28 protein-coding genes and 1 other annotated feature are annotated in these 26,732 nt (G+C 41.5%); of the genes, 27 read left to right on the top strand and 1 reads right to left on the bottom strand.

From position 1 onward, the window contains the following. The first annotated feature begins 73 nt into the window (after window positions 1–73). The 7 genes from hrcA (at window position 74) to mtaB (ending at window position 8,000) form a co-directional block, all read left to right on the top strand. Window positions 74–1,105 carry a heat-inducible transcriptional repressor HrcA gene (gene hrcA / locus MHI35_RS11635; RefSeq protein WP_012010631.1) on the top strand — a complete coding sequence of 344 codons (1,032 nt, stop codon included), beginning with the start codon at window positions 74–76 and terminating at the stop codon, window positions 1,103–1,105. A gap of 62 nt (window positions 1,106–1,167) precedes the next feature. Then, on the top strand, window positions 1,168–1,725 hold the full coding sequence (gene grpE / locus MHI35_RS11630; protein ID WP_335349160.1) for a nucleotide exchange factor GrpE: 558 nt from the start codon (window positions 1,168–1,170) through the stop codon (window positions 1,723–1,725). Window positions 1,726–1,749: 24 nt separating this feature from the next. Further along, a complete protein-coding gene (dnaK, locus tag MHI35_RS11625) occupies window positions 1,750–3,591 on the top strand; it encodes a molecular chaperone DnaK (protein WP_335349161.1) in 1,842 nt (613 codons plus the stop codon). Window positions 3,592–3,756: 165 nt separating this feature from the next. Next, window positions 3,757–4,890, top strand: coding sequence for a molecular chaperone DnaJ (dnaJ, locus tag MHI35_RS11620; protein ID WP_119125137.1), 1,134 nt, complete (start codon window positions 3,757–3,759; stop codon window positions 4,888–4,890). 22 nt (window positions 4,891–4,912) lie between these two features. Beyond that, window positions 4,913–5,848, top strand: coding sequence for a 50S ribosomal protein L11 methyltransferase (gene prmA, locus MHI35_RS11615; RefSeq protein ID WP_144522120.1), 936 nt, complete (start codon window positions 4,913–4,915; stop codon window positions 5,846–5,848). A gap of 23 nt (window positions 5,849–5,871) precedes the next feature. Then, entirely contained in the window at window positions 5,872–6,642 is a 771-nt protein-coding gene (locus MHI35_RS11610; protein WP_335349162.1) for a 16S rRNA (uracil(1498)-N(3))-methyltransferase, read from the top strand. Beyond that, the gene (gene mtaB / locus MHI35_RS11605) at window positions 6,642–8,000 is read left to right on the top strand and encodes a tRNA (N(6)-L-threonylcarbamoyladenosine(37)-C(2))-methylthiotransferase MtaB (protein WP_335349189.1); all 1,359 of its coding nucleotides are present in this window, start codon (window positions 6,642–6,644) and stop codon (window positions 7,998–8,000) included. Before MHI35_RS11610 ends, mtaB begins: the two co-directional genes overlap by 1 nt. 40 nt (window positions 8,001–8,040) lie before the next feature. On the opposite strand, the gene MHI35_RS11600 is transcribed toward mtaB, so the two are convergent. Beyond that, entirely contained in the window at window positions 8,041–8,970 is a 930-nt protein-coding gene (locus MHI35_RS11600) for a Na/Pi symporter (protein WP_335349163.1), read from the bottom strand. Window positions 8,971–9,152: 182 nt separating this feature from the next. On the opposite strand from MHI35_RS11600, the gene rpsU reads away from it, so the two are divergent. From rpsU to MHI35_RS11500, 20 genes are all read left to right on the top strand, one after another. Beyond that, window positions 9,153–9,326: a 30S ribosomal protein S21 gene (rpsU, locus tag MHI35_RS11595; RefSeq protein WP_003152957.1), complete on the top strand. Its 174-nt coding sequence runs from the start codon at window positions 9,153–9,155 to the stop codon at window positions 9,324–9,326. A gap of 14 nt (window positions 9,327–9,340) precedes the next feature. Next, window positions 9,341–9,790 carry a GatB/YqeY domain-containing protein gene (locus MHI35_RS11590; protein WP_041086254.1) on the top strand — a complete coding sequence of 150 codons (450 nt, stop codon included), beginning with the start codon at window positions 9,341–9,343 and terminating at the stop codon, window positions 9,788–9,790. Window positions 9,791–9,931: 141 nt separating this feature from the next. Next, window positions 9,932–11,245 carry an NfeD family protein gene (locus MHI35_RS11585; RefSeq protein WP_144522113.1) on the top strand — a complete coding sequence of 438 codons (1,314 nt, stop codon included), beginning with the start codon at window positions 9,932–9,934 and terminating at the stop codon, window positions 11,243–11,245. A 26-nt stretch (window positions 11,246–11,271) separates the two neighbouring features. After that, window positions 11,272–12,264, top strand: a complete 993-nt coding sequence (gene floA / locus MHI35_RS11580) for a flotillin-like protein FloA (protein ID WP_144522111.1) — start codon at window positions 11,272–11,274, stop codon at window positions 12,262–12,264. A gap of 31 nt (window positions 12,265–12,295) precedes the next feature. Beyond that, window positions 12,296–12,793, top strand: a complete 498-nt coding sequence (locus tag MHI35_RS11575) for a hypothetical protein (protein ID WP_211063019.1) — start codon at window positions 12,296–12,298, stop codon at window positions 12,791–12,793. 207 nt (window positions 12,794–13,000) lie between these two features. Next, a complete protein-coding gene (gene yqfC / locus MHI35_RS11570; RefSeq protein ID WP_012010618.1) occupies window positions 13,001–13,282 on the top strand; it encodes a sporulation protein YqfC in 282 nt (93 codons plus the stop codon). Between the two features lie 18 nt (window positions 13,283–13,300). Further along, entirely contained in the window at window positions 13,301–14,491 is a 1,191-nt protein-coding gene (gene yqfD, locus MHI35_RS11565) for a sporulation protein YqfD (RefSeq protein WP_335349164.1), read from the top strand. Between the two features lie 3 nt (window positions 14,492–14,494). Next, a complete protein-coding gene (locus MHI35_RS11560; RefSeq protein ID WP_003217430.1) occupies window positions 14,495–15,454 on the top strand; it encodes a PhoH family protein in 960 nt (319 codons plus the stop codon). A gap of 114 nt (window positions 15,455–15,568) precedes the next feature. After that, the gene (locus tag MHI35_RS11555; RefSeq protein ID WP_392387428.1) at window positions 15,569–17,680 is read left to right on the top strand and encodes an HD family phosphohydrolase; all 2,112 of its coding nucleotides are present in this window, start codon (window positions 15,569–15,571) and stop codon (window positions 17,678–17,680) included. Beyond that, on the top strand, window positions 17,681–18,160 hold the full coding sequence (ybeY, locus tag MHI35_RS11550; RefSeq protein WP_144522102.1) for an rRNA maturation RNase YbeY: 480 nt from the start codon (window positions 17,681–17,683) through the stop codon (window positions 18,158–18,160). Continuing rightward, window positions 18,138–18,524, top strand: a complete 387-nt coding sequence (locus MHI35_RS11545) for a diacylglycerol kinase family protein (protein ID WP_144522100.1) — start codon at window positions 18,138–18,140, stop codon at window positions 18,522–18,524. Before ybeY ends, MHI35_RS11545 begins: the two co-directional genes overlap by 23 nt. Before the next feature lie 113 nt (window positions 18,525–18,637). After that, the gene (locus MHI35_RS11540) at window positions 18,638–19,036 is read left to right on the top strand and encodes a cytidine deaminase (RefSeq protein WP_144481943.1); all 399 of its coding nucleotides are present in this window, start codon (window positions 18,638–18,640) and stop codon (window positions 19,034–19,036) included. Next, window positions 19,029–19,934, top strand: a complete 906-nt coding sequence (era, locus tag MHI35_RS11535) for a GTPase Era (protein WP_088000408.1) — start codon at window positions 19,029–19,031, stop codon at window positions 19,932–19,934. Before MHI35_RS11540 ends, era begins: the two co-directional genes overlap by 8 nt. 148 nt (window positions 19,935–20,082) lie before the next feature. Further along, on the top strand, window positions 20,083–20,226 hold the full coding sequence (locus MHI35_RS11530) for a YqzL family protein (protein ID WP_003217288.1): 144 nt from the start codon (window positions 20,083–20,085) through the stop codon (window positions 20,224–20,226). A 36-nt stretch (window positions 20,227–20,262) separates the two neighbouring features. Next, the gene (gene recO, locus MHI35_RS11525; protein WP_012010612.1) at window positions 20,263–21,033 is read left to right on the top strand and encodes a DNA repair protein RecO; all 771 of its coding nucleotides are present in this window, start codon (window positions 20,263–20,265) and stop codon (window positions 21,031–21,033) included. A gap of 39 nt (window positions 21,034–21,072) precedes the next feature. After that, window positions 21,073–21,250, top strand: a binding site (T-box leader). Window positions 21,251–21,362: 112 nt separating this feature from the next. After that, entirely contained in the window at window positions 21,363–22,250 is an 888-nt protein-coding gene (gene glyQ / locus MHI35_RS11520; RefSeq protein WP_003217487.1) for a glycine--tRNA ligase subunit alpha, read from the top strand. Then, window positions 22,243–24,288 (top strand): glycine--tRNA ligase subunit beta, encoded by a 2,046-nt coding sequence (gene glyS, locus MHI35_RS11515; RefSeq protein WP_335349165.1) that lies wholly within the window; start codon window positions 22,243–22,245, stop codon window positions 24,286–24,288. Before glyQ ends, glyS begins: the two co-directional genes overlap by 8 nt. A 166-nt stretch (window positions 24,289–24,454) precedes the next feature. Continuing rightward, entirely contained in the window at window positions 24,455–25,093 is a 639-nt protein-coding gene (locus tag MHI35_RS11510) for a helix-turn-helix transcriptional regulator (RefSeq protein WP_024423017.1), read from the top strand. Between the two features lie 25 nt (window positions 25,094–25,118). Then, entirely contained in the window at window positions 25,119–25,940 is an 822-nt protein-coding gene (locus MHI35_RS11505; protein WP_108611178.1) for a pyruvate, water dikinase regulatory protein, read from the top strand. 261 nt (window positions 25,941–26,201) lie between these two features. Further along, window positions 26,202–26,702, top strand: coding sequence for a YaiI/YqxD family protein (locus tag MHI35_RS11500; protein WP_144486564.1), 501 nt, complete (start codon window positions 26,202–26,204; stop codon window positions 26,700–26,702). Window positions 26,703–26,732: the final 30 nt, after the last annotated feature.

Here is a 26,732-nt window from a genome sequence, read left to right as displayed (position 1 = left end):
TTAATTTGAGTTTGGTAATTTTGTTTATACAATTAGCACTCGTTGTAAGAGAGTGCTAACAGGGGTGATGATGATGTTAACAAATCGTCAGCTTTTGATTCTGCAAGTCATCATTAATGACTTTATTCGTTCGGCGCAGCCAGTTGGGTCAAGGACTCTTTCTAAAAAAGAGGACATCACATTCAGCTCTGCGACGATTAGAAACGAAATGGCTGATTTGGAGGAACTTGGTTTTATCGAAAAGACCCATTCTTCATCAGGAAGAATTCCTTCAGAAAAAGGATATCGTTATTATGTAGATCATTTGCTCTCTCCACGAAAACTGTCGTCTAACGAGCTTGTGCTCATCCAGTCGGCTTTTCAGGAGAAAATTTTTGAGCTTGAAAAAACAGTTCAAAAATCGGCGGAAATTTTATCAGATCTCACAAACTATACATCGATCGTGCTTGGTCCAAAGCTGAGTGAAAATCGATTAAAGCAAATTCAGCTTGTTCCCGTTCAGCCAAACAAAGCAGTTGCGATCATGATTACAGACAGCGGACATGTTGAAAACAAAACCATTACCTTCTCTGAGCATCTCGATGTCTCCGATATTGAGAAGCTGATGAATATTTTGAATAGCCGCTTAGCTGGCGTTCCGATGGACCAGTTGAAGGACAGGATGTATAAAGAAGTAGTCATGCTTCTGCGCACACATTTAAAAGATTATGATCACATTTTAGATGCGCTCGGCAACACATTTACATCAACACAAAATGAATCAAAACTTTTCTTTGGCGGGAAGATTAATATGTTGAATCAGCCTGAATTTCATGACATCGACCGTATTCGCTCACTCATGATGCTGATTGAGCAAAAGAATGATGTCATGCAGCTGTTTCATCCAAATCAGCAAGGTATCACCATTAAAATCGGTTCAGAAAACAACTTGGAAGCAATGGAGAACTGCAGTTTGATCACAGCGACTTATTCGATTGATCAAAAATCACTCGGCTCCATTGCCGTCATCGGACCAACCCGCATGGATTACGGGCGAGTCGTTAGTCTTTTGCATCATGTATCAAAAGACTTGTCAAACGCACTTTCCAATTTGTATGATGAGTAGGGTGATAAAAGATTGGGGCTCAGCCCTTCGTATTCTTGAATCTTTTGAGGGAGGTGAACACAATGTCAGAAGAAAAACAGACACCTGAGCAAGAAGCAGAGGTTGAAGCACAAGAAGAAGCAGTTCAAGTAGATACTGAGGAAGTAACACAGGATGAACAGTCTGCCTTCCAAGAGAAAATCGATGAATTGCAGCAGCTTCTAGATGAAAAAGAAAACAAGATTCTGCGTGTTCAAGCAGATTTTGAAAACTATAAACGCCGTGCTCGAACTGAAGTGGAGACCGTGCAAAAATATCGTTCTCAACATGTTGTCAGCGATCTTCTCCCAGCTCTTGACAACTTTGAAAGAGCGCTTGGAATTGATCCAGACAATGAGCAGGCGAAAAGTTTATTAGAAGGAATGCAAATGGTTTACCGCCAGCTGGTAGAAGCGTTGAAAAATGAAGGCGTTGAACCAATTGAAGCTGTCGGCAAAGAGTTCGATCCGAACCTTCATCAAGCCGTCATGCAAGTTGAAGATGAAAACTTCGATTCAAATATCGTCGTAGAAGAATTGCAAAAGGGCTATAAACTCAAAGACCGAGTTATTCGTCCATCAATGGTAAAAGTAAATCAATAACTACATAATGGGAGGTCATCGATTATGAGTAAAATCATTGGGATTGACTTAGGAACAACAAACTCATGTGTTGCAGTACTTGAAGGCGGAGAGCCAAAAGTCATTGCAAACGCTGAAGGAGCACGTACAACACCATCTGTTGTCGCTTTTAAAAATGGAGAGCGCCAAGTTGGTGAAGTAGCGAAACGCCAATCAATTACAAACCCGAACACAATCATGTCTGTTAAAAGACATATGGGTACAGATTATAAAGTTGAAGTTGAAGGCAAGAACTACACACCGCAGGAAATCTCTGCAATCATTCTTCAACATCTTAAATCATACGCTGAAGGCTACCTTGGCGAGGAAGTAACAAAAGCTGTTATCACAGTTCCTGCTTACTTCAACGATGCAGAACGTCAAGCGACAAAAGATGCTGGTAAAATTGCTGGTCTTGAAGTAGAGCGTATCATCAACGAACCAACAGCAGCTGCGCTTGCTTATGGTTTAGATAAAACAGATGAAGACCAAACGATCCTTGTATACGACCTTGGTGGCGGTACATTTGACGTATCAGTTCTTGAGCTTGGAGACGGCGTCTTTGAAGTACGCTCAACTGCTGGGGACAACCGTCTAGGTGGAGACGATTTTGACCAAGTGATCATTGATCACTTAGTGGCTGAATTCAAAAAAGAAAACGGCATTGACCTTTCAAAAGATAAAATGGCGCTTCAGCGTTTAAAAGATGCTGCTGAAAAAGCGAAAAAAGATCTTTCTGGTGTATCTTCTACACAAATCTCACTGCCATTTATCACAGCTGGAGATGCAGGTCCTCTTCACCTTGAATTAACGTTAACACGTGCTAAATTCGAAGAGCTTTCTGCAGATCTTGTAGAGCGTACAATGACACCTGTGCGTCAATCATTAAAAGATGCTGGTTTATCTGCTAGCGAGATTGATAAAGTCATCCTTGTTGGTGGATCAACTCGTATTCCTGCAGTACAAGAAGCAATCAAAAAAGAAACAGGCAAAGAGCCTCATAAAGGTGTAAACCCTGATGAAGTGGTTGCTCTTGGTGCGGCGATCCAAGGTGGAGTCATCACAGGAGATGTCAAAGACGTTGTTCTTCTTGACGTAACACCACTTTCTTTAGGAATTGAAACAATGGGCGGCGTATTCACAAAGCTGATTGAACGTAATACAACAATTCCAACAAGTAAATCTCAAGTATTCTCAACAGCTGCTGACAACCAAACAGCGGTAGACATCCATGTCCTGCAAGGTGAACGCCCAATGGCAGCAGACAACAAAACATTAGGTCGTTTCCAACTGACTGACATTCCGCCAGCACCACGCGGCGTACCACAAATCGAAGTCTCTTTTGATATCGATAAAAACGGTATTGTCAACGTACGTGCGAAAGATATGGGTACAGGCAAAGAGCAAAACATCACAATTAAATCTTCTTCAGGTCTTTCTGATGATGAGATCGAAAAAATGGTCAAAGAAGCAGAAGAAAATGCTGAAGCAGATGCGAAGAAAAAAGAAGAAATCGAAGTGCGCAATGAAGCAGATCAATTAGTGTTTACAAGTGAAAAAACATTAAAAGATTTAGAAGGCAAAATCGATGAAGAGCAAGTGAAAAAAGCAAATGACGCGAAAGATGCACTAAAAGCTGCGATCGAAAAAGGCGAGCTTGAAGACATCAAAGCGAAAAAAGATGAGCTGCAAACAATCGTTCAAGAACTAACGACAAAGCTCTATGAAGAAGCTGCAAAACAAGCACAAGCTCAGCAAGAAGGCGGCGCTGAAGGTGCTCAAAAAGCAGATGACAATGTAGTGGATGCAGAATACGAAGAAGTAAACGACGATCAAGAGAAAAAATAATCACCTTTACTTTTGAAAAAGACTGCTGAAACGTACTCGTCAGAAAGTCAAAGTCAGGATCTCTTGGCTTTGACTTTTTTTCTTTCCAACGATGAAAGCAATTGAAAAAGGTCAAATCAAAATGATACAATCGTATTTATGTGAGAAAATCGGGAGTGTGAAGAGATGAGTAAGCGTGATTACTATGAAGTGCTTGGCGTGAGTAAGAGCGCCTCAAAAGACGAGATCAAAAAGGCATACCGCAAGCTTTCAAAAAAGTATCACCCTGATATTAATAAAGAAGCTGGCTCAGATGAGAAATTCAAAGAAGTAAAAGAAGCCTATGAAATCCTTTCTGACGATCAAAAACGTTCACAATATGACCAGTTCGGTCATACCGATCCAAACCAAGGCTTTGGCGGCGGCGGTTTTGGTGGAGGTGGAGACTTTGGCGGCTTCGGTGGCTTTGATGACATCTTCTCTAGTATTTTTGGCGGTGGAGCCAGAAGAAGAGATCCAAATGCACCGCGTCAAGGAGCAGACTTGCAATATACAATGACGCTTTCATTTGAAGAAGCAGCATTTGGGAAAGAAGCAACGATTGAAATTCCTCGTGAGGAATCATGTGAAACATGTCATGGATCAGGGGCAAAGCCTGGAACAGATGCGAAGACTTGTTCGCATTGCGGCGGCTCTGGTCAATTAAATGTAGAACAGTCGACGCCGTTTGGTAAAGTGGTCAACCGCAGAGTATGTAACTACTGTAGCGGAACAGGAAAACAAATCGATCACAAATGTTCTACATGTGGCGGCTCTGGTAAAGTGCGTAAGCGTAAGAAAATCAATGTGACGATTCCAGCTGGTGTTGACGATGGTCAGCAGCTCAGAGTGTCTGGTCAAGGGGAGCCAGGTGTAAATGGAGGGCCTCCAGGCGATTTATTTGTTGTGTTCCATGTGCGCTCGCATGAATTCTTTGAGCGTGACGGAGATGACATTTACTGCGAAATGCCACTTACTTTTGCACAAGCGGCATTAGGTGACGAAATTGAAGTGCCGACATTACACGGTAAAGTAAAATTGAAAGTCCCTGCTGGTACACAAACTGGCACGAAATTTAGACTTAAAGGAAAAGGTGTGAAAAATGTACGCGGCTATGGTCAAGGCGATCAGCATATCGTTGTACGAGTCGTCACACCAACAAATTTAACGGACAATCAAAAAGATATCATTAGAAAATTTGCTGAAGTGAGCGGAAATAAACCGGACGAACAAGAAATGAGCTTCTTCGATAAGGTAAAACGCGCATTTAAAGGTGAGTAAGACGGATAAGGAGTTGGTAGTATTGAAGTGGTCAGAAATTAGCGTCCATACAACAAATGAAGCGGTGGAACCAATCACCAATATTTTGCATGAAGCTGGTGCGAGTGGTGTCGTGATTGAGGACCCGCTTGATTTAGTCAAGGAACGTGAAAATGTATACGGTGAGATCTACCAGCTCGATCCGAATGACTATCCTGAAGAAGGGGTCATCGTCAAAGCCTATCTTCCAATGAATAGCTTTTTAATGGAAACGGTAGATGAGATCAAAGAAGCCATCAACAATCTTCTTCTATACGATATTGATCTTGGGCGAAATACGCTGTCCATTTGTGAAGTAAATGAAGAAGAATGGGCCACCGCATGGAAGAAATACTATCATCCTGTGAAAATCTCTGAAAAATTCACCATCGTTCCAACATGGGAAGAATATACGCCGGTTCATTCTGATGAACTGATTATTGAAATGGACCCAGGAATGGCATTTGGAACAGGGACACACCCAACAACCGTTCTTTGTATTCAGGCGCTTGAGCGCTATGTGAAGGAAAACGATACGGTGATAGATGTTGGAACAGGCTCTGGGATTTTAAGTGTGGCAGCAGCGATGGTTGGTGCAAAGGACATTCAAGCCTTTGATCTCGACACCGTTGCGGTTGAAAGTGCGAAGCAAAACATCGAGCTAAATGGTGTAAGCGAAAAAGTGACGGTCAAGCAAAATAACTTACTTGATGGGATTTCAGGTGAACGTGATGTGATCGTCGCCAACATTCTCGCAGAAGTGATTTTGCGCTTTACAGATCAAGCCTATGACTTATTGAAGAAAGATGGCTATTTCATTACATCAGGCATTATTGGACAAAAGAAATTACAAGTCAAAACAGCATTAGAAGAAGCAGGTTTTGACATTGTTGAAGTGCTGTCAATGGAAGATTGGGTCAGCATTATAGCGAAAAAATAAAGCGAGTAGGTGTCAGGACACGTATGCAACGATATTTTATCGACCTCACGAAAGAAGAAGTGATCGCAAAAGGATCTATCGTCATCAAAGGGGAAGATGTACATCACCTTTCCAACGTCATGCGCATGAAAGCAGGGCAGGAAATCCTTTGCTTAACGACAGACGGCTTTGAAGCGCTCAGTAAAATTGATACAATAACAAAGGAAGAAGTCATTTGTTACCTTGAAAGCTGGACAAATCAGGATAGAGAGCTTCCGGTAAAAGTAACAATTGCGAGCGGACTCCCAAAAGGAGATAAGCTGGAGCTGATTATCCAAAAGGGCACAGAGCTTGGCGCAAGTGCATTTATCCCGTTTCAAGCGGCTCGTTCTATTACAAAGCTTGACCAAAAGAAGTCACATAAAAAACGAGAACGCTGGGAGAAAATTGCGAAAGAAGCAGCTGAGCAGTCCTACCGGAATATCATTCCTCATGTTTATCCAGTATCAACGTTTAAAGAGCTGACTCAATTTGCTAGTGAATTCGATAAATGTGTCGTTGCATACGAAGAATCATCGAAAGAAGGAGAGCAAAGCCGCTTTCAAACTGTGCTCCAACAAATGAAAAGCGGACAGACCTTGCTAGTGGTTTTTGGCCCTGAAGGCGGTTTGGCAGAAAAGGAGATTGAAGCGCTTGAAACGCTTGGTGCAGTCATTTGCGGGCTCGGACCACGCATTTTAAGAACAGAAACAGCTCCTCTTTACGCGCTTTCTGCTATATCTTATCAAACAGAGTTATTAAGAGGTGAATCATGATGGGAACAGTAGCGTTCCATACACTTGGCTGTAAGGTCAATCACTATGAAACAGAAGCGATCTGGCAGCTGTTTAAAGAAGCAGGCTATGAAAGAAAAGAGTACGAATCAAAAGCAGACGTATATGTCATTAATACATGTACGGTCACGAATACAGGTGATAAAAAAAGTCGCCAAGTCATTAGAAGAGCCATTCGTCATAACCCGGATGGTGTCATTTGTGTAACAGGCTGTTATGCGCAAACATCTCCAGCAGAAATCATGGCGATTCCTGGTGTTGATATTGTCGTGGGAACACAAGATAGACACAAATTACTCGGTTACATTGAAGAATTTCGCAGAGAAAGACAGCCGATTAATGGGGTTGGCAATATCATGAAAGCACGTGTGTTTGAAGAACTCGATGTTCCTGCCTTTACAGACAGAACACGTGCGTCATTGAAAATCCAAGAAGGCTGTAACAACTTCTGTACATTCTGCATTATTCCTTGGGCGCGCGGACTTCTTCGTTCTCGAGATCCAGAAGAGGTCATCAACCAAGCGCAGCAGCTTGTAGATGCCGGCTATAAAGAAATTGTATTAACAGGTATTCACACAGGCGGATACGGAGAAGACTTAAAGGATTATAACTTTGCAAAGCTTCTGAAAGAATTAGATGAACGTGTCAACAGCTTAAAACGAATTCGTATTTCATCTATCGAAGCAAGCCAAATTACAGATGAAGTGATCGAAGTGCTTGATCAGTCAGATAAAATTGTCAGACATCTGCACATCCCGCTTCAATCTGGCTCTAACACAGTGCTGAAAAGAATGCGCCGTAAATATACGATGGAATTCTTTGCAGAGCGTTTAACAAAGCTGAAAAAAGCATTGCCAGGTCTTGCTGTCACTTCTGATGTGATTGTTGGGTTCCCTGGAGAAACAGAAGAAGAATTTTTGGAAACATATAATTTTGTCAAAGACCATCAATTCTCTGAACTGCACGTATTCCCATACAGTAAACGTACAGGTACGCCAGCTGCAAGAATGGAAGATCAAGTGGATGAAAATGTGAAAAACGAACGTGTCCACCGCTTGATCGCTCTTTCTGACCAGCTTGCGAAAGAATACGCATCAACTTATGAAGGAGATGTCCTAGAAGTTATTCCGGAAGAATCCTTCAAAGAACAAGAAGGAAAGCACAATCTTTATGTGGGCTATACAGATAACTATATGAAGGTTGTTTTTGAAGGAACAGAGGACATGATCGGTCGTTTGGTCAAAGTGAAAATCACGAAAGCGGGTTATCCTTATAACGAAGGACAATTCGTTCGTAAAAGTGATGAAGTACAAACAGACAAAGTGAGAATGACCTCATAATCAATAAAACACCGGCTGCCAAAAGGGCAAGCCGGTGTTTTTATTTTGACTGATTCGGTAAAAGACATAAAATCAATGTGTGAAATGGACGGATGAACGGGAAGAAAAGCAAAGAGCTTGCCACATTAAACAGCAGGCTGAAATGTGCAATTTGCTGGGCTGGAGCGTTTGCAAGAAGGGCGACGAATTCTGTCATCATCGCGAGAAATGGGAGACACAAAAGCACTCCGAGCACATTAAACAAAACGTGTGCATAAGCCGTTTGACGGGCTGCATAGCCGCCAGATATGGCAGCCATTACAGCCGTAATGCAAGTCCCGATATTGGACCCTAACACAAAGCTGATGCCTTCCTGAAGCCCAACCGTTCCTTCATTCATAAACCCCATTAAAATGCCGATGCAGACGGAGCTCGAATGAACAATCGCTGTGAAAATAGTACCCGAAAGCAGTGCCGTCCAGTCAGAATGCTGCATCATTTCGAGAAAGCGCAATGTCTCAGGCTGACTTGTCATCATACCTGCAATTTTAGAAAAGCCTTGAATACAAAAAAAGATCATCCCGAGTCCAAATATACTTTTTCCTGCATGCCTAAAGGATTTTCTGCTAAACGTGATGCATATCAGACCAGCCAGTATCAAGACCCACATGAAAACATCCATTTTAATGGCGATAAACTCTGTTGTAAATGTAGAACCAATATTGGTACCAAGAATCATTGGAATAGATTTTTTAAAAGAGAGAATGCCTGTACTGACAAAGCCAATCACGATGACCATAAACGCTGAACTGCTTTGGAGAATCCCTGTAAATATAATGCTGACCAAGAATGCTTTTACTGGGTGGTCTGTAAAGAGAAGAAGTGATTTCTCAATACGAGACGACGCAAGCGCCATTAATCCTTTTCTCAGCAAGCCCATTGACCATAAAAAAATGAAAATAAGTGCACAAAAATAAATGATCGCCATCATAGAAAAGTCCTCCTCTTACCAATGAATATATGGACTTGTCTACCTGCTCATGACGAAAATATATTTCCAAATCACTTAGTTGACCTCACACTAGGCTTATATTATAATGTCTAGGTACATGTTTTGCATGTATATCTTTTTTTAATGCAGTCGATTGGTGTATTCGGAGGGAGGGAAAGAGAATGTCAAAAACGGTCGTTAGAAAAAACGAATCGCTTGAAGATGCTCTTCGTCGCTTTAAACGCAGTGTATCCAAAACTGGAACATTGCAAGAAGCAAGAAAGCGTGAATTTTATGAAAAGCCTAGCGTAAAGCGCAAGAAAAAGTCTGAAGCTGCTAGAAAACGTAAATTCTAAAGAGGGTGGATTTTATGAGTCTTCTTGAGCAATTAAATTCTGATATGAAGCTTATGATGAAAAACCGTGAGAAAGACAAGCTTGTTGTCATTCGGATGGTAAAGGCTTCGCTCCAAAATGAAGCAATTAAGCTTAAGAAAGACAGTTTGACCGGCGATGAGGAACTAACCGTCCTTTCCCGCGAGATTAAGCAACGTAAAGACTCCCTCCATGAATTTTCGAAAGCTAATCGCTTAGATTTAGTAGATAAAGTTCAAAAAGAGATTGACATCTTAGACGTTTATTTACCTGAACAGCTTTCTGAAGAAGAACTGCAAACGATCGTGAAAGAGACGATCGCTGAAACAGGTGCTTCATCGAAGGCTGATATGGGTAAAGTCATGAGCGCTATTATGCCAAAAGTAAAAGGTAAAGCTGATGGAGCTGTCATTAACAGACTTGTCAGCGAACAGCTGTCTCAATAAAAAAGTATCCTTCTATTGTTAGAAGGGTACTTTTTTTATACCCTCATCATTCTGTCATATAAAAATGAAACCTATGATACATTTGTAACGTATGTAAAGGAACGGTAAAATGGAAGATAGAGAGGAGGGATCACCAAATAGATGAAAAAAATAAAAATTTCTATTGCTCTCTTCAGTTGTTTTATAATATGCTTGTTATTAGGGGTTCAATTGACCGCGAAATCAGTAGATCGGAAAGTTCATGTTATCCCAATTGAAGATACAGTAGAAAAAGGACTTTCTCAATTTATTGAACGATCATTTGAGCAGGCAAAGTCCGAACGAGCGAAACATATTATTCTAGACATCAATACACCAGGTGGTGCAGTCGATGCGGCGCTTGAGATCGCAGATACCATTCGTGCGTCTGATATCCCTGTGACAGCGTTTGTGAATCATAGAGCGCTTTCTGCTGGGGCATTCCTTGCATTAAATGCCGATCAAATCTATATGACCCCAAATGGAAAGATGGGGGCTGCTGCGATCATTGATGGAGAAGGCAATGCTGCCGACCAAAAATCTGAATCGCTTTGGCTTGCTGAAATGAGTGACGCTGCCGAAAAGCAGGGGCGTGATCCAAAGTATGCACTTGCAATGGCAGATGTAGATATAGATGCGAAAGAAGCTGGTGCACCAAAAGGAGAATTGCTCACCTTCAACACAGACCGTGCGCTTCAATTCGGTTATGCAGAAGGGGAAGCGAAAAATATGGATGACTTGCTTCAGACGTTGAAGTTAGCAGACGCATCTGTTCAATACGATGAAGTGAGCTTTGCTGAAAAGGTTGCGCGCTTTCTCACGCACCCAATCGTCATTCCAATCCTTTTATCCATCGCAAGCTTAGGGTTAATTGTTGAGCTCTATTCTCCTGGTTTTGGGATTCCAGGCACCATGGGAGTGACAGCGCTTCTTTTATTCTTTTATGGTCATCTCGTGGCTGGTTTTGCAGGATATGAGACGTTGTTCCTGTTTTTAGCAGGGATATTGCTCATGATTCTGGAATTGTTTTTGCCGGGGGGAATCGTAGGTGTCATTGGACTGATCTGTGTGGTTGTCAGCTTATTTTTAGCAGCTGGAAGCTTCACAGAAATGGCGATTTCCATCTTGATTGCCACTGCTGTTTCAATCATAGCAGTTATTATATTGACAAAGGTGTTGGGGAAACGTATGAAATTTTTCAAAAAGTTCATTTTAACCGATTCAACCAATAAGGAAAGCGGTTATGTCTCAAATGAAACAAGAGAAGATCTTGTTGGACAAATCGCGGTGACAGCAACCGCACTTCGTCCGTCAGGTACAATTGTATTTGGAGATGAGCGCATTGATGTTGTGTCAGAAGGTGCATTCATCGATAAGGATGAACAAGTGAAAATTGTGAAAGCGGAAGGCTCACGCATTGTCGTGAGGAAAGTATAGATAACTGATTTTATAGGAGGAATAAAATGGATCCATCTACTTTACTATTATTTGTGATTATCGCAGCAGGTCTGATCGTTCTATCGATCTTCTTCACCTTTGTACCGGTGATGCTGTGGATTTCTGCCCTAGCGGCTGGCGTAAAGGTAAGCATTTTTACACTTGTAGGAATGAGACTTCGCCGCGTCATTCCAAACCGAGTGGTCAACCCGCTTATTAAAGCACATAAAGCAGGACTTGATGCGACAATTAACCAGTTAGAGAGCCACTATCTTGCAGGTGGTAACGTGGACCGAGTTGTGAACGCATTGATCGCAGCTCAACGCGCGAATATCGAATTGAACTTTGCACGCTGTGCAGCAATCGACCTAGCAGGCCGTGATGTACTTGAAGCAGTTCAAATGAGTGTAAACCCTAAAGTCATTGAAACACCATTTATCTCTGGTGTGGCGATGGACGGGATCGAAGTAAAAGCAAAAGCACGTATTACAGTTCGTGCAAACATCGACCGACTTGTCGGTGGTGCAGGGGAAGAAACGATTATTGCTCGTGTAGGTGAAGGGATTGTCTCTACAATCGGTTCATCAGATAATCATAAAAAGGTTCTTGAGAATCCTGATATGATTTCACAAACAGTCCTTGGTAAAGGATTGGATTCAGGTACTGCGTTTGAAATTCTCTCGATTGATATCGCAGATGTTGATATCGGTAAGAATATTGGGGCGATTCTGCAAACAGACCAAGCAGAAGCAGACAAAAACATTGCACAGGCAAAAGCGGAAGAACGCCGCGCGATGGCTGTTGCCCAAGAACAAGAAATGCGTGCGAAAGTTGAAGAAATGCGCGCGAAAGTGGTAGAAGCAGAGGCTGAGGTACCACTTGCAATGGCTGAAGCATTACGTGAAGGCAATATTGGTGTCATGGACTACATGAACATTAAGAATATCGATGCTGATACGGATATGAGAGATTCATTTGGTAAAATGACAAAAGGTCCATCTGATAATGAAAACAAATAAGCATCCTCTCACGCTTTAAGGAGGGAGCCCATTGGACATTCTATTTGAAAATCCGCTACTAATTGCGATTATCATCGGTATCATCTCTGCTGTCTTTGGGAAAATCGGCAAACAAGAGGAGAACGAGCAAAAGAATCAACAAAACAAGCCAGCTCCTCAGCGTAAGCAGATGCCCCAGAAGCAAACAAAACAAACAAGTCCAGATCCAGTCGTGACGGATCAGATGGACGATTTCGGTGATGTACATGATCATGGCGGGATGAAGAAAAAAACTTCTCAATCCTTACAGGACCGCTATACCGCTACACTTGCCGAAATGGAAGAAAGAAAAAGCGAGCTGAATAGAGAATTCCAATCGCTTGAAAGAGAATTGACAAGGCCAAAGGCTGCTTCTGCCGAAGTGAAGCCAAAGATCATTGAAAAGCTCAACCAAGATACAATTGTTCAGGGGATGATCCTTGGAGAAGTATTTGGAGAGCCGCGCGCGAAAAAGCCGCACAGAACGATGAAACGGCCATATAAAAGATAAACAAGGAAGTCCCTTTATTAAAGGGGCTTTTTTTGTTTGACCTGACGGAGACCTCTCGCAATGAAAAATGATGAAACGGCTGTTTTGCGGGATTCATTAGCATGATCTGAACTGCTGAGGAATAAGATGCTATAGAGGCTTTCTCATCAGTCTCACCATCTTTCAGTTTGATCTCATACACATGAGGTGGGAAGGGGTTCTTATTGAATGGGAAAAAGAAAAAATCGACTTAAAGCATGGCTGACAAGAACACTTGAAATCCCTCCAGACGTCATGATGGATCTTCCCCGTATTACGATGGTTGGCAGACTCCACATTTACATAGAGAACCATAAAGGGCTTTTGCTTTTCAGTGATCAAGAAGTAAGGCTAATGCTCAAGCAAGGACAATGCATTATTTCAGGGAAAGATTTTGTGATTAAAACGATTTTGCCAGAAGAGATCTTATTAGAAGGGAAAATCGATGAGGTCCGTTATATTGATTCTTAACTGACGGAGGGGAGAAGTGTGAAGAATAAATGGTTCGCCTATTTTATTGGCAGAGTGGAAGTGGAGATCAAGGGAAACGGCATTGAGCGACTTATCAATGAGTGCACGAGACAGGGGATCACAATGTTTCAAGTGAACCGCCGTCAAGACAGCGTGCGCTTATTTATTCGCTTATCAGATGTACATGCTTTCAGAAAAGTTCAAAGACACCATGAGGTAACATGTTCATTTCATCAAAAAAAGGGATTTCCGTTCCTTCTCCTATGGTCAAGGAAGAATATTGGGTTTACCCTTGGGATTGTGTTTTTTCTAGTGACGATATTGGCGCTTTCGAACATGGTGTGGAAAATTGATATTAAAGGAGCCAATCCAGAAACTGAACATCAGATGAGAAAGCATTTAGACGAGATTGGCGTACAAAAAGGCCGTTTTCAGTTTCTAATGGGAACACCTGAAAAAATTCAAAAATCACTGACTGCCAATATTCAAAGCATTACATGGGTTGGCGTTGAACTAAACGGTACAACATTTCAAATGAAAGTTGTGGAAAAAAATGAACCAGAAAAAGAAAAATATACAAGTCCACAGCATATTGTGGCCAAGAAAAAGGCGGTCATCACGAGAATGTATGTGGAAAAAGGGGAGCCGCTTGCCTCAGTTAATGAACATGTGAAGAAAGGACAAATGCTCGTTTCAGGCCTCATCGGTAGCGAAGACCAGCAAAAAACGGTCGGTGCTAAAGCGAAAATTGATGGTGAAACGTGGTACCGTTCTGAAGTTTCTGTCCCTCTTCGAACATCTTTTGATGTCTTTACGGGTAAAATGAAGACAAAGCACAAGCTCTCCGCATTTGGAGGTTCAATGCCATTTTGGGGCTTTTCCTTTAAAAAGGATGATTTTAAGCAGCCAAAAATAGAAACAGAAGTTCACCCACTCCATTTCTTAAATTTCAAGCTACCATTTTCCTATGAAAAAGAAACGACACGCGAAAGTGAAAAAATGAACCGGACATACACAAATAAAGAAGCAGTTCAAGCAGGGATTAAAATGGGTAAAAAAGAATTAGAAGAGAAGCTAGGTCAAACAGGAGAGGTGAAAAGCGAAAAAGTTTTGCACGAGACAACAGGGAATGGTAAAGTTAAGTTAATCATCCTTTACCAAGTAATAGAAGATATTGTTCAACCAACACCTATTGTTCAGGGAGACTAGAGAATGACAGAACATTTACTTGAAATTCAACAAAAATTAGATAGCCCAAACGAAGCGATTGCTTTATTTGGTAATCAAGATGCTTATCTGAAACTGATGGAAAACGAGCTGAATGTCTCCATTATTACGCGCGGAGAAAAAGTGTATGTTTCTGGTCAGGAAGCATCAAGAGAAACAGCGAGCCGTCTGATGACATCTCTCTTACATCTCATCCGAAAAGGAATTGAGATTTCTGAACGGGATGTCGTATATGCCATTAAAATGGCGCAAAAAGACAAGCTCAATTATTTTGAAAATATGTATGAAGATGAAATTACGAAAAATGCTAAAGGAAAGTCAATCAGGGTCAAAACCATTGGCCAGCGGGAATATGCTGCGGCAATGAAAAAAGATGACCTTGTCTTTGGAATTGGACCAGCTGGAACAGGGAAGACGTATTTGGCAGTCGTCAATGCCGTTCATGCACTGAAAAATGGACATGTGAAACGGATTATCCTGACAAGACCAGCTGTAGAAGCAGGAGAAAGTCTTGGCTTTTTACCAGGTGATCTAAAGGAAAAAGTAGATCCTTATTTAAGACCACTATATGATGCCTTACATGATGTGCTGGGCAGTGATCATACGGAACGTTTAATTGAGCGCGGTGTGATTGAAATAGCGCCTCTTGCCTACATGAGAGGGCGGACACTCGATGACGCATTTGTTATTTTAGATGAAGCGCAGAATACAACGCCTGCCCAAATGAAAATGTTTTTGACGAGACTTGGGTTTGGCTCTAAAATGGTCATTACAGGAGATATTACACAGATTGATCTGCCGAAGGGCATGCAGTCTGGCCTTGCAGCTGCAAAGGACATGCTTGCAGAGATCAAGGGCATCTCATTTATTGAGCTAGACCAAACAGATGTGGTCAGACACCCGCTTGTGGCAAAGATCATCGGAGCATACGAAAAGCAAAAATGACCTTAATGACCCGATCGTCTTCATCGGGTCATTTTGTTTCGATCGTGGTTTAAAGTAAAAAAGGAGGTACTTTCCTTGAGAAAGAATCAGAAAGACAGTAAGCGCAAAAGACTGCTGTCTAAAAAAGAACCTCAGAAAATGGAGCGCTCACGCTATTTAAATGTTTTGCTATACGCTGGTTTAGCAGCCATTCTATTCGTGGTGCTCTTCTTCCATGTAAAGCCTGAATCGCTCGACTTAGATTTATTTTCGGTGAGCGAACAGACCATCTATTCTCCATCAACCGTCGATGATCAAGAAGCGACAGAAGAAAAGAAGCAAGAAGCAACAGATCAAGTAGAGGATCAATATACACTCAAAAAAGCGTATTCAGACAATCGTGTGGACCTCATCTCCTCCCTTTTCGAAGCCATTAAAGAAGAGAAAAAAGCAGCTGATGAAAAAGAGAATCCGCCATCAGATAAAGAAATGGTTAAGCGTGTGAAAGAAAAACTGACCTCAGATATGCAGGAGGCTGTTTCAGACCAATCCATCAAAGCGCTGCTTCAGGCAAGTGAGGAAAATCTCTCTTTTACTAAAGATTCTATCATCACAGTCGTGAATTCACTGATGAGTAAAGAAATCACAGCAGCGAAATTACAAGAAGAGAAAAAACAAGTGAAAACAGAGCTTGAAAACAACTCAATTCCATCAAAATACTTAAATGCAGCGAAAGAAATCGGTGAATTTGCGATCATTCCAAACTATGTATTTGATCCAGTGGCAACAGAGAAGAAAAGACAAGAAGCCGCTGATAATATTCAGCCAGTTCAGATTAAGCAAGGGCAAATCTTAGTTGAAGAAGGAGAGCTTATCGACCGAGAAGTGTATCGTAAATTAGAACTGACAGGGCTCTTAAACAGCTCCAATTTGATTAAGCCTGTAAGCGGTCTTATGATCTTGATTGGTCTGTTCTTAGCAGCGATTATTCATTCACTTGAAACGAGAAAAAAATCGCTTGTTCATAAAAATAAGTCGTTGCTGCTCTACTCGCTTATTTTCACGATTATCTTAGTGATCATGGAAGTATTCAGTCTCTTTCAGGAAACGAAGTATACGACAATAGGTTATGTGGTGCCAGTGGCACTTGGCACGATGCTGATCAAGCTCCTTATCAATGAGCGGCTAGCGATTTTCTCTGGCCTTGTATTTGCTCTTTGCGGCAGTATGATGTTTAATCAAGGAGTAACCGGCGTCTTTAACTATGTGATCTGCGCTTATTACCTAGTGAGCGGGATGGCGGGCATTTTATTTTTGAGAAAGCATAATGCACGTTCAAAAATATTGCAGGCAGGGCTTTCAGTCGCTTTGGTGAATGTCCTTGCGGTTCTTTCTATTACGCTCATCCAAAACTCCTCACCATCAGGGCTTGAAATCGGTGTAAACCTTATGATGGCAATTGTGTCAGGGTTTGCATCATCTATTTTGGTCATTGGGTTAATGCCTGTGTTTGAGAGTATGTTCGGTATTCTTTCAACAATGAAGCTGATTGAACTATCAAACCCAAATCATCCGCTGCTTAAAAAGATTTTAACAGAGACACCAGGTACATATCATCATAGTGTCATGGTGGCAAATTTAGCGGATGCTGCATGTGAAGCAGTCGGAGCAAACGGTCTTTTAGCAAGGGTTGGCGCCTATTATCACGACATTGGCAAAACGAAAAGACCGCAATACTTTATCGAAAACCAAATGAATATTGATAATCCGCATGACAAACTTTCTCCTCAGCTAAGTAAAAATATCATTATTGCCCATACGACAGATGGAGCTGATATGCTGAGAGAAAAGAAGTTTCCTGAAGAGCTTGTCGATATTGCCGAACAACATCACGGGAAGTCACTGTTAAAGTTCTTTTACTATAAGGCAAAAGAGCGTGATGATCAGGTGACAGAAGAAGAATTCCGTTATCCTGGTCCAAAACCGCAATCAAAAGAAGCAGCAATTATTTCTGTAGCGGATAGCGTGGAAGCAGCGGTACGATCGATGCATAATCCAAATCCAGAGCGGATCGAAAAGCTCGTCAAAGGCATTATTTCCGATAAAATGCAGGATGGGCAATTCAGCGAATGTGATCTGACATTTAAAGAGTTAAATATTATTAGTCAAACGATTTGTACAACATTAAAGGGGATTTTCCATTCTCGGATTGAATATCCAGATGCCCCGAAGCAGAAGGTGAAGTAAATGACATTGTTAATCGATTTAATAGATGAAACAGGACAAGTATCAAAAGAGCAGCTTGAAGAAGTGGAAAAGCTTCTTCAATTTGCTGCTGATGCCCTTGAGGTCAAAGATCAAGCGGAGGTATCAGTGACGATCGTCTCGAATGAAGAAATTCATCAAATCAATAAGGAATACCGCGGAAAAGACGCACCAACAGATGTGATCTCCTTTGCACTTGAGGAAGAAGGAGAAGGGGAAATTGAAATCATTGGTGCTGATGATATTCCGCCTGTACTTGGTGACATCATCATTAGTGTGGACCGTACGAAAGAGCAGGCAGAGGAATATGGACATTCCTTTATGAGGGAGCTTGGATTTCTTACCATTCATGGATTCCTGCATTTGCTCGGGTTTGATCATATGACAGAGGAAGATGAGAAAGAAATGTTCGCCAAACAGACAAAGATCTTGGATGATTATGGCCTTTCAAGATTTTCGTAAGAAAAGAAGGCCGCTTGCCCGTTTTTTTCGGAGTTTTTATTATGCATTTAGAGGAATATGGCGAACTTTCTTGAATGAACGGAATTTTCGATTTCACACAGTCGCAGCCATCATCGTGGTGATCTGCGGCTTTTGGTTTCACATTGAACCATTTGAATGGATGATCGTTTTGCTTTTATGCGGGGGGATGTTTGCACTTGAACTTGTCAATACAGCCATTGAACATACAGTGGACCTGATGACAGAAGAGAGGCACCCGCTTGCTGAGAAAGCGAAAGACGCTGCAGCAGGCGCTGTTTGCGTTTACGCCGCGATTTCGGTTATGATTGGATTGATCATCTTCTTACCGAAGATCATGCAATAGAACAATATTACTATTTATTAACATTTTTAGAAATGGGCGTGAAAATGTCACGTGAATTATGTAAAATATAAATGTGACAGTGGTACCATTTCTTCTGAAAGTGGGAACTAGGAATGAACAAACAAGAGTTGATTTCAGAAGCAGTTAAAGCAAGGGACTTTGCATATGTACCCTATTCGAAATTCAAAGTCGGTGCAGCATTACTGTCGAATGATGGAACAGTGTATGGCGGCTGCAACATTGAAAATGCAGCATATGGTATGTGTAATTGTGCGGAAAGAACAGCACTTTTTAAAGCCTATTCAGAAGGCATTACATCGTTTCAAATGCTAGCGGTAGTGGCTGATACAGACCGGCCTGTTTCGCCGTGCGGCGCATGCAGACAGGTCATTTCAGAGCTATGTGCACCTGACATGCCAGTGATTCTAACGAACTTAAAAGGACAAATATACGAAACAACAGTAAATGAACTATTGCCAGGCGCATTTTCACCGGAGGATTTAAATGACTAACGAAAGCTTCAAATCAGGATTTGTATCAATTATTGGAAGACCAAATGTAGGAAAATCAACCTTTCTTAATCGTGTCATTGGACAAAAGATCGCCATCATGAGTGATAAGCCCCAAACGACACGAAACAAAGTGCAAGGTGTCTTAACAACAAACACGTCTCAAACGATCTTTATCGATACACCAGGGATTCATAAACCTAAGCATAAGCTTGGTGATTTTATGATGAAAGTGGCTCAAAATACATTGAAGGAAGTCGACCTGATCTTATTCATGATCAATGCAAAGGAAGGCTACGGCAAGGGTGATGAATTCATCATTGAACGACTAAAGCAAACATCTACACCGGTATTTCTAGTCGTCAATAAAATCGACCAAATTCACCCAGATGAATTGTTCCTTTTAATTGATGAATACCGCACACGTTATCCATTTAAGGAAATTGTGCCAATTTCAGCTCTTGAAGGAAACAACATTGATACGCTTCTTCAGCAGGTTGAAGGTTATCTTCCTGAGGGCCCGCAATTCTACCCAGCAGATCAAGTAACAGACCATCCAGAGCGGTTTATTATTTCTGAATTAATTCGTGAAAAAGTGCTGCATTTAACGAGAGAAGAGATTCCGCATAGCATTGCAGTTGCGATCGAATCCATTAAGCCAGATGAAAATGGCAAGATCCATGTGGCGGCGACCATTGTCGTAGAACGTGATTCGCAAAAAGGGATTGTGATTGGGAAACGAGGCAGCTTATTAAAAGAAGTGGGACAAAAAGCGCGCAGAGATATCGAAGCACTTCTCGGTTCAAAAGTGTATCTGGAGCTTTGGGTAAAGGTTCAGAAGGACTGGCGTAATAAGTCCACTCACCTTCGTGACTTCGGATTTAGAGAAGACGAATATTAAAAAATCGTTGCTGTTGTCATAAAATCTGACAATGGTGCGGTTCGATTAGTAAAAATTGTTTATCATGAAATGGAGGTAGCCTGGTCAAGATAAAATTAATATGTTGGATGTAGCGTTGCTGCTTCTAATAAAGAAAGGTGGGGTTTTTATGTTGAATTTTACATGGAACGTATTTTCACAAACAGGAAGCGTTGACACGTATCTGCTTTTCAAAGAGTTAGAAAAGGAGAACCTGGAAAGACCCGATGTACTTGAAGAAGAGATAGCACGATTTGATTTTCCAATCTTATAATTCTTGACCCCCTCCAATGCTCGGAGTGTAGACAAAATGCTCATTAAAAGTGAAGGAATCGTCCTTAGAACAACAGATTATGGCGAAACAAACAAAATTGTCACGCTGCTCACTAGAGAACATGGGAAAATTGGTGTGATGGCAAGAGGCGCAAAAAAATCAAACAGCCGCCTGTCAGCCATAAGCCAGCCGTTTTTATACGGAACCTTCTTGATCCAATCATCAACAGGACTTGGAACGCTCCAGCAAGGTGAAATGATTGAAAGTATGCGGACCATTCGGGAAGATTTATTTTTGACCGCATATGCCGCATACATGACAGAGTTACTCGATAAAGGCACAGAAGAAAAAAAGCCAAACCCTTATTTGTTTGAGCTCCTGCTTCAATCTCTGCGTCATCTGAATGAAGGCACAGATGCTGATATTATCTTATTTATCGTAGAGGTTAAAATGTTATCAGTGATGGGGATGAAGCCCGAACTTGATCAATGTGTTCATTGTGGTCAAAAAGAAGGGCAGTTTCATTTCTCAATTAGAGATAACGGCTTCATTTGCCAAAATTGCTTTTCTAAAGACCCGTATAAACTGCCCTTATCCCCAGCAGCTGCAAGGCTGCTCCGTTTATTTCATTATTTTGATTTATCAAGGCTCGGTCAGGTTGATGTGAAACCGCAGACGAAACAAGAAATTCGTCAAGTGCTCGATCACTACTATGACGAGTATTCAGGCCTTTATTTGAAATCAAAAAAATTCATGAATCAAATGGAATCCATGAAAAAGCTCATGGGCGGGGAAAACAAAAGTTGACATCTTCTATGACTTTTTGTAAGATCATCTAAGATCAAATATGTTGCATTGACAGAAAGAAGTACTTGCGCAGAATCCATAAAAGCGACCTTAGGGCGGTGTGAGCTAAGGATGGAAGCGTAACGAAAGGCATTCTTGAGCAACGTAAAACAAAGCGGCTGGTTGCTACGATACCAGCAAATAGGGTGGAACCGCGGGAAAAACTCTCGTCCCTATGTTTGCAAGGAGCCTTGCGAGCATAGAGACGGGAGTTTTTGTGTTCTTTTGCGGGGTTCTAGACCCACCCGCTGTACATAGTGGATGGTGTAGAAAAGATGGAGGTGCGATCATTGAATATTCAAGACATGATTTTGACGCTGCAAAAGCATTGGTCAAATGAAGGCTGCGTATTAATGCAGGCGTATGACACAGAAAAAGGTGCCGGAACGATGAGTCCATACACGTTCCTCAGAAGCATTGGCCCAGAGCCGTGGAAGGTAGCGTATGTTGAGCCTTCAAGACGTCCGGCTGATGGCAGATATGGAGAAAACCCAAATAGATTGTATCAGCATCATCAATTCCAAGTGATCATTAAGCCGTCACCTGACAATATTCAAGAACTGTATCTTGAATCATTGAAAGCGCTTGGTATTGACCCGCTGAAACATGATATTCGTTTTGTCGAAGACAACTGGGAAAACCCATCTCTTGGCTGTGCAGGACTTGGCTGGGAAGTATGGCTTGATGGAATGGAAATCACCCAATTCACGTATTTCCAGCAAGTCGGCGGCTTGGAATGTAAGCCTGTTTCAGTTGAAATCACATATGGTATTGAACGTCTTGCTTCCTACATTCAGGACAAAGAAAATGTCTTCGATCTTGAATGGACTGACGGATTTACGGTCAGAGATTTATTCTTAATGGCTGAATATGAGCACTCTGTTTATACATTTGAAACATCTAATACTGATATGCTGTTTGATTTATTTACGACCTATGAGAAAGAAGCACATAGCCAAATGGACAAAGGGCTTGTTCACCCAGCATACGATTATGTGCTCAAATGTTCTCATACCTTTAACCTGCTCGATGCAAAGGGCGCAATTTCTGTTACGGAGCGAACTGGTTATATCGGAAGAGTGCGCCAGTTAGCAAGAAAAGTAGCCAAAACATATTATGAAGAACGAGAAAAATTGGGATTCCCTATGCTAAAAGAGGAGGCGGCTTCTCATGAATAAACAAGATGTATTACTCGAAATCGGCTTAGAAGAGATGCCGGCTCGTTTCATGTCAGAAAGCACAAAGCAACTAGGCGAAAAAGTAAAAGCGTGGTTTGAAGCGCAAAACATTTCAATTGAAGATGTTGCCCTATTTAACTCACCAAGACGTCTTGCTGTACTTGTGAAAGGTGTCGCAGAAAAACAAGAAGACATCAAAGAAGAAGCAAAAGGTCCAGCTAAAAAGATCGCGCAAGATGCGGAAGGCAACTGGACAAAAGCAGCGGAAGGTTTTGCCCGCGGACAAGGTGCTTCAACAGAAGATCTCTATTTTAAAGAGATCAAAGGAGTGGATTATGTCCATGTCCAGAAGTTTGAAGAAGGAAAACAAGTCAAAGACCTTCTGCCAGCATTAGGTGAGATCGCCGCTTCATTAAGTTTTCCAAAGAACATGAGATGGGGAAGCAACGATTTACGCTACATCCGTCCCATTAAATGGATTGTTTGTTTATTTGGAGAGGAGATTGTACCTGTTGACATTGCTGGTGTGAAAAGCGGCCGTGAGACAAGAGGACACCGTTTCCTTGGTAAAATAGCGATCATCGACTCGCCTGCTTCTTATGAGCAAACATTGCGCGATCAATTTGTCATTGCAGATTCAGATAAAAGAAAACAATCTATTACCGAACAGTTAAATGCTCTTTCTTCAGAAAAAGGTTGGGTGATTCCGGTTGATCCTGAGCTTCTAGAGGAGGTCAACAATCTTGTAGAATACCCAACGGTGCTATCTGGTTCCTTTGAAGAAGAATTCCTTGCATTGCCGGAAGAAGTATTGGTAACGACAATGAAAGAGCATCAGCGTTATTTCCCTGTGAAAAATGAGCAAGGGGAATTATTGCCGCACTTTATTACGGTGAGAAATGGAAACAGCGAAGCGCTCGAAAATGTCGCAAGAGGGAACGAAAAAGTACTTCGTGCACGTTTATCAGATGCTGCCTTCTTCTATAAAGAAGACGAAAAACTAGTCATTGAAGACAATATTAAGAAGCTTGATAAGGTCGTATTCCATGAGAAACTTGGCACAATTGGCGACAAGCTAAAGAGAGTGACTGACATTGCGACGCGTTTAGCAGCACATGTCGGTGCGGATGAGGAAACGACAGAGCGTGTGGCAAGAGCGGCAAGTATTTCGAAATTTGACCTTGTGACTCAAATGGTCTATGAATTCCCAGAATTACAAGGAATTATGGGCGAGAAATATGCAAAAGCACTTGGCGAACATGAAGAAGTGGCTAAAAGCATCAACGAGCACTATATGCCGCGATTTGCCGGTGATGAGGCGCCTTCCACTTTAATTGGTGCGATGGTGGCAGTAGCCGATAAGCTAGATTCTATTTGTTCCTTCTTCTCAATTGATGTCATTCCAACCGGCTCTCAAGATCCTTATGGACTAAGAAGACAAGCGAGCGGTATCGTTCAAATTCTGCTTGATCGTCATTGGAATATTTCATTCAAAGAGCTTTTGGCACTTGCTCAAGTAGAAGCAGCACACGAAACTGCTCTCATGGAATTTTTAACACATCGTTTAAAATATGTCCTCCAAGCAGAGCAAATCCGTCATGATGTTGTCGATGCAGTGCTAGATGTTGAAGATATTGAACCTTATGCAGTCGTGAAAAAAGCAGCTGTTCTTGAAGAGAGTGTGAAACAAGAAAGCTTTAAAGAAACAGCAGAAGCACTAGGACGCGTCATTTCAATCAGTAAAAAAGGTGAAGACGCAGAGATTCAGCCTGAGCTGTTTGAAAATGAGCATGAACAAAAGCTATATGAGGCGTATCAGCAAGTAGAGACAGCCGTTAAGGAACATGTAGCAGCAGGACAATACAGCGCAGCGCTTGAGGCGCTTGATACGTTAAAAACACCGATTGTACATTATTTCGATCACACAATGGTTCATGCAGATGATGAAAAGCTAAAGAGAAATCGTTTGGCACAAATGGTCAAACTAGCAAAAGTCATTCAATCATTTGCGAATATGAACAATTTAATTGTAAAATAAATACCTAAGAACGGTTGCCTTTTTTGAAGGGCAATCGTTTTTTACTCATTTAATTCACTGTTTTTGAGTGGATTTTTGTTTCATTCGGACAAAGATGCGCTATAATATGATGAGTTATGAAAATGATATACATAAAATAAAGATTCGCTCTCTCTATTTAAAGGTGGTGAGTACAATCGAGTTAAATAAACGGCAAGAGCAGATTTTACAGATTGTCAAAGAGAATGGTCCGATCACTGGAGAGCATATCGCCGATCGGCTGAACTTAACGAGGGCGACCCTCAGACCGGATTTAGCCATCTTAACGATGTCAGGCTTTTTAGAAGCAAGACCAAGGGTCGGCTACTTTTTCACAGGAAAAACAGGCACGCAGCTTTTAGCGGATAAGCTGAAAAAACTTCAAGTGAAAGATTTTCAATCCATTCCAGTGGTGATACATGAGAATGTTTCGGTTTATGATGCGATTTGTACGATGTTTTTAGAGGATGTGGGCACATTATTCGTTGTCGACGATCACTCTATTTTAACAGGTGTGTTATCAAGGAAGGACCTCCTTCGCGCGAGTATTGGAAAACAAGAGCTTCCATCGATCCCTGTCCATATCATTATGACAAGAATGCCGAACATCACCGTTTGCCGCAAGGAAGATTTCATTATGGATGTGGCGAAGCACTTGATTGAAAAGCAGATAGACGCACTTCCTGTTATAAAAGATACGGATAAAGGCTTTGAAGTGGTCGGCAGAATTACAAAAACAAACATGACGAAAATACTTGTTAGCTTATCAGAGAACGAAATAATCTAATTTCAGAAGACTGCGAGGGGATGTTATGAGTAATCGCGTAATTTTTGTGGTATCAGATTCAGTAGGAGAAACGGCAGAGCTCGTAGTCAAAGCGGCACTTAGCCAATTTGATGGCGGCTCATCAGACCATTCAAATATTAGAAGAATCCCGTATGTAGAGGATGTCGGTACGATTAAAGAAGTCATTTCACTGGCGAAAGCAGATAACGGAATCGTCTGCTTTACTCTTGTTGTGCCAGAAATGCGCCAATTCTTAATTGAAGAGGCAGAAGCAAACGGAGTCATTTATTATGACATCATCGGGCCACTGATCGATAAAATGGAGACTGCTTATGGAAATGAAGCGAAACATGAGCCGGGGCGTGTACGTCAATTAGATGAGGACTATTTTAAAAAGGTTGAAGCCATTGAGTTCGCAGTGAAGTATGATGATGGCAGAGATCCAAGAGGCATTCTAAAGGCTGATATTGTGCTCATCGGTGTATCACGCACATCTAAGACACCACTATCTCAATACTTGGCGCATAAACGACTGAAGGTAGCAAACGTTCCAATTGTACCTGAAGTAGATCCGCCAGAGGAATTATTTTCAGTAGATCCAAAGAAATGCATCGGTCTGAAAATCAGTCCAGACAAACTCAATCATATTCGTAAAGAACGATTGAAATCTCTAGGTTTAAATGATCGCGCGATTTATGCGAACATTGAACGGATTAAAGAAGAGCTAGAGTATTTTGAAAAAGTGGTGGATCGCATTAACTGTCAAGTCGTTGATGTATCGAATAAAGCAGTTGAAGAAACGGCAAATGTCATTCATCAAATGCTGACCAAAAGAGGTTCCGAATAAACTCAGGATGCTCCTCCTGGGTTTTTCCTATGGTGGGAAACGGGTAAACAAAAACAATGGCATATTTGCTGCATTTGTATTATAATAAAAAATTGTGATAAAATGATTGATTTTAGGTTTAAGTTAAGTCAAGAACGAATAAACTAATATTGGCAGAAGTCAAGTGATTCTGAACATAACTTTTCGACAAAATGAGTTTTACTGTTGTTTGCTATATGGGGGAAAAGTATGGTCTTTTTGCTTCTCTAAAGCAGGAATAAGGTGGAGGGATGGAGAATTAGTCACCTGAATGAACATAAACAAGAGAGGACGATTTATGTCGATGCAGATGCTTGTCCTGTAAAAGACGAAATCCTTTCTGTCGCATCTCAATTTCAAGTACCTGTGACGTTCATTGCTTCATATGAGCATTTTCAAACCAAAAGATCTCCACTTGAAGATTGGCGGTTTGTGGATACACATAAGGAAGCAGCGGATTTAGTCATTGCGAATTCAGTTGCCGCGCATGATATTGTCGTCACCCAAGACATTGGTCTTGCCTCCTTACTGCTTCCAAGACAGGTCATTGTCCTGTCAGAAAGAGGACGGATGTACACGAACGAAACAATTGATTTTGATTTGGAACGCAGGCATGTTTCCAGTAAACAGCGAAGAAAAGGTGTATACGGAAAAGGTCCCAAAAAGCTTTTAGAAGAGGATAAAAAGCGATTTATTGCGCAACTACAAAAAATCCTGTCGAATCATGAAGGATTTTTAAATTAAAAGGCGAATAATGTACGACGGAGTGTTATT

Source organism: Bacillus sp. FSL K6-3459 (genome assembly GCF_038003305.1).
Taxonomy (GTDB): Bacteria; Bacillota; Bacilli; order Bacillales; family Bacillaceae; genus Bacillus; species Bacillus pumilus_O.
Note: the sequence above shows the minus strand (reverse complement) of the source record. Positions and strands in the feature narration are given on the sequence as shown.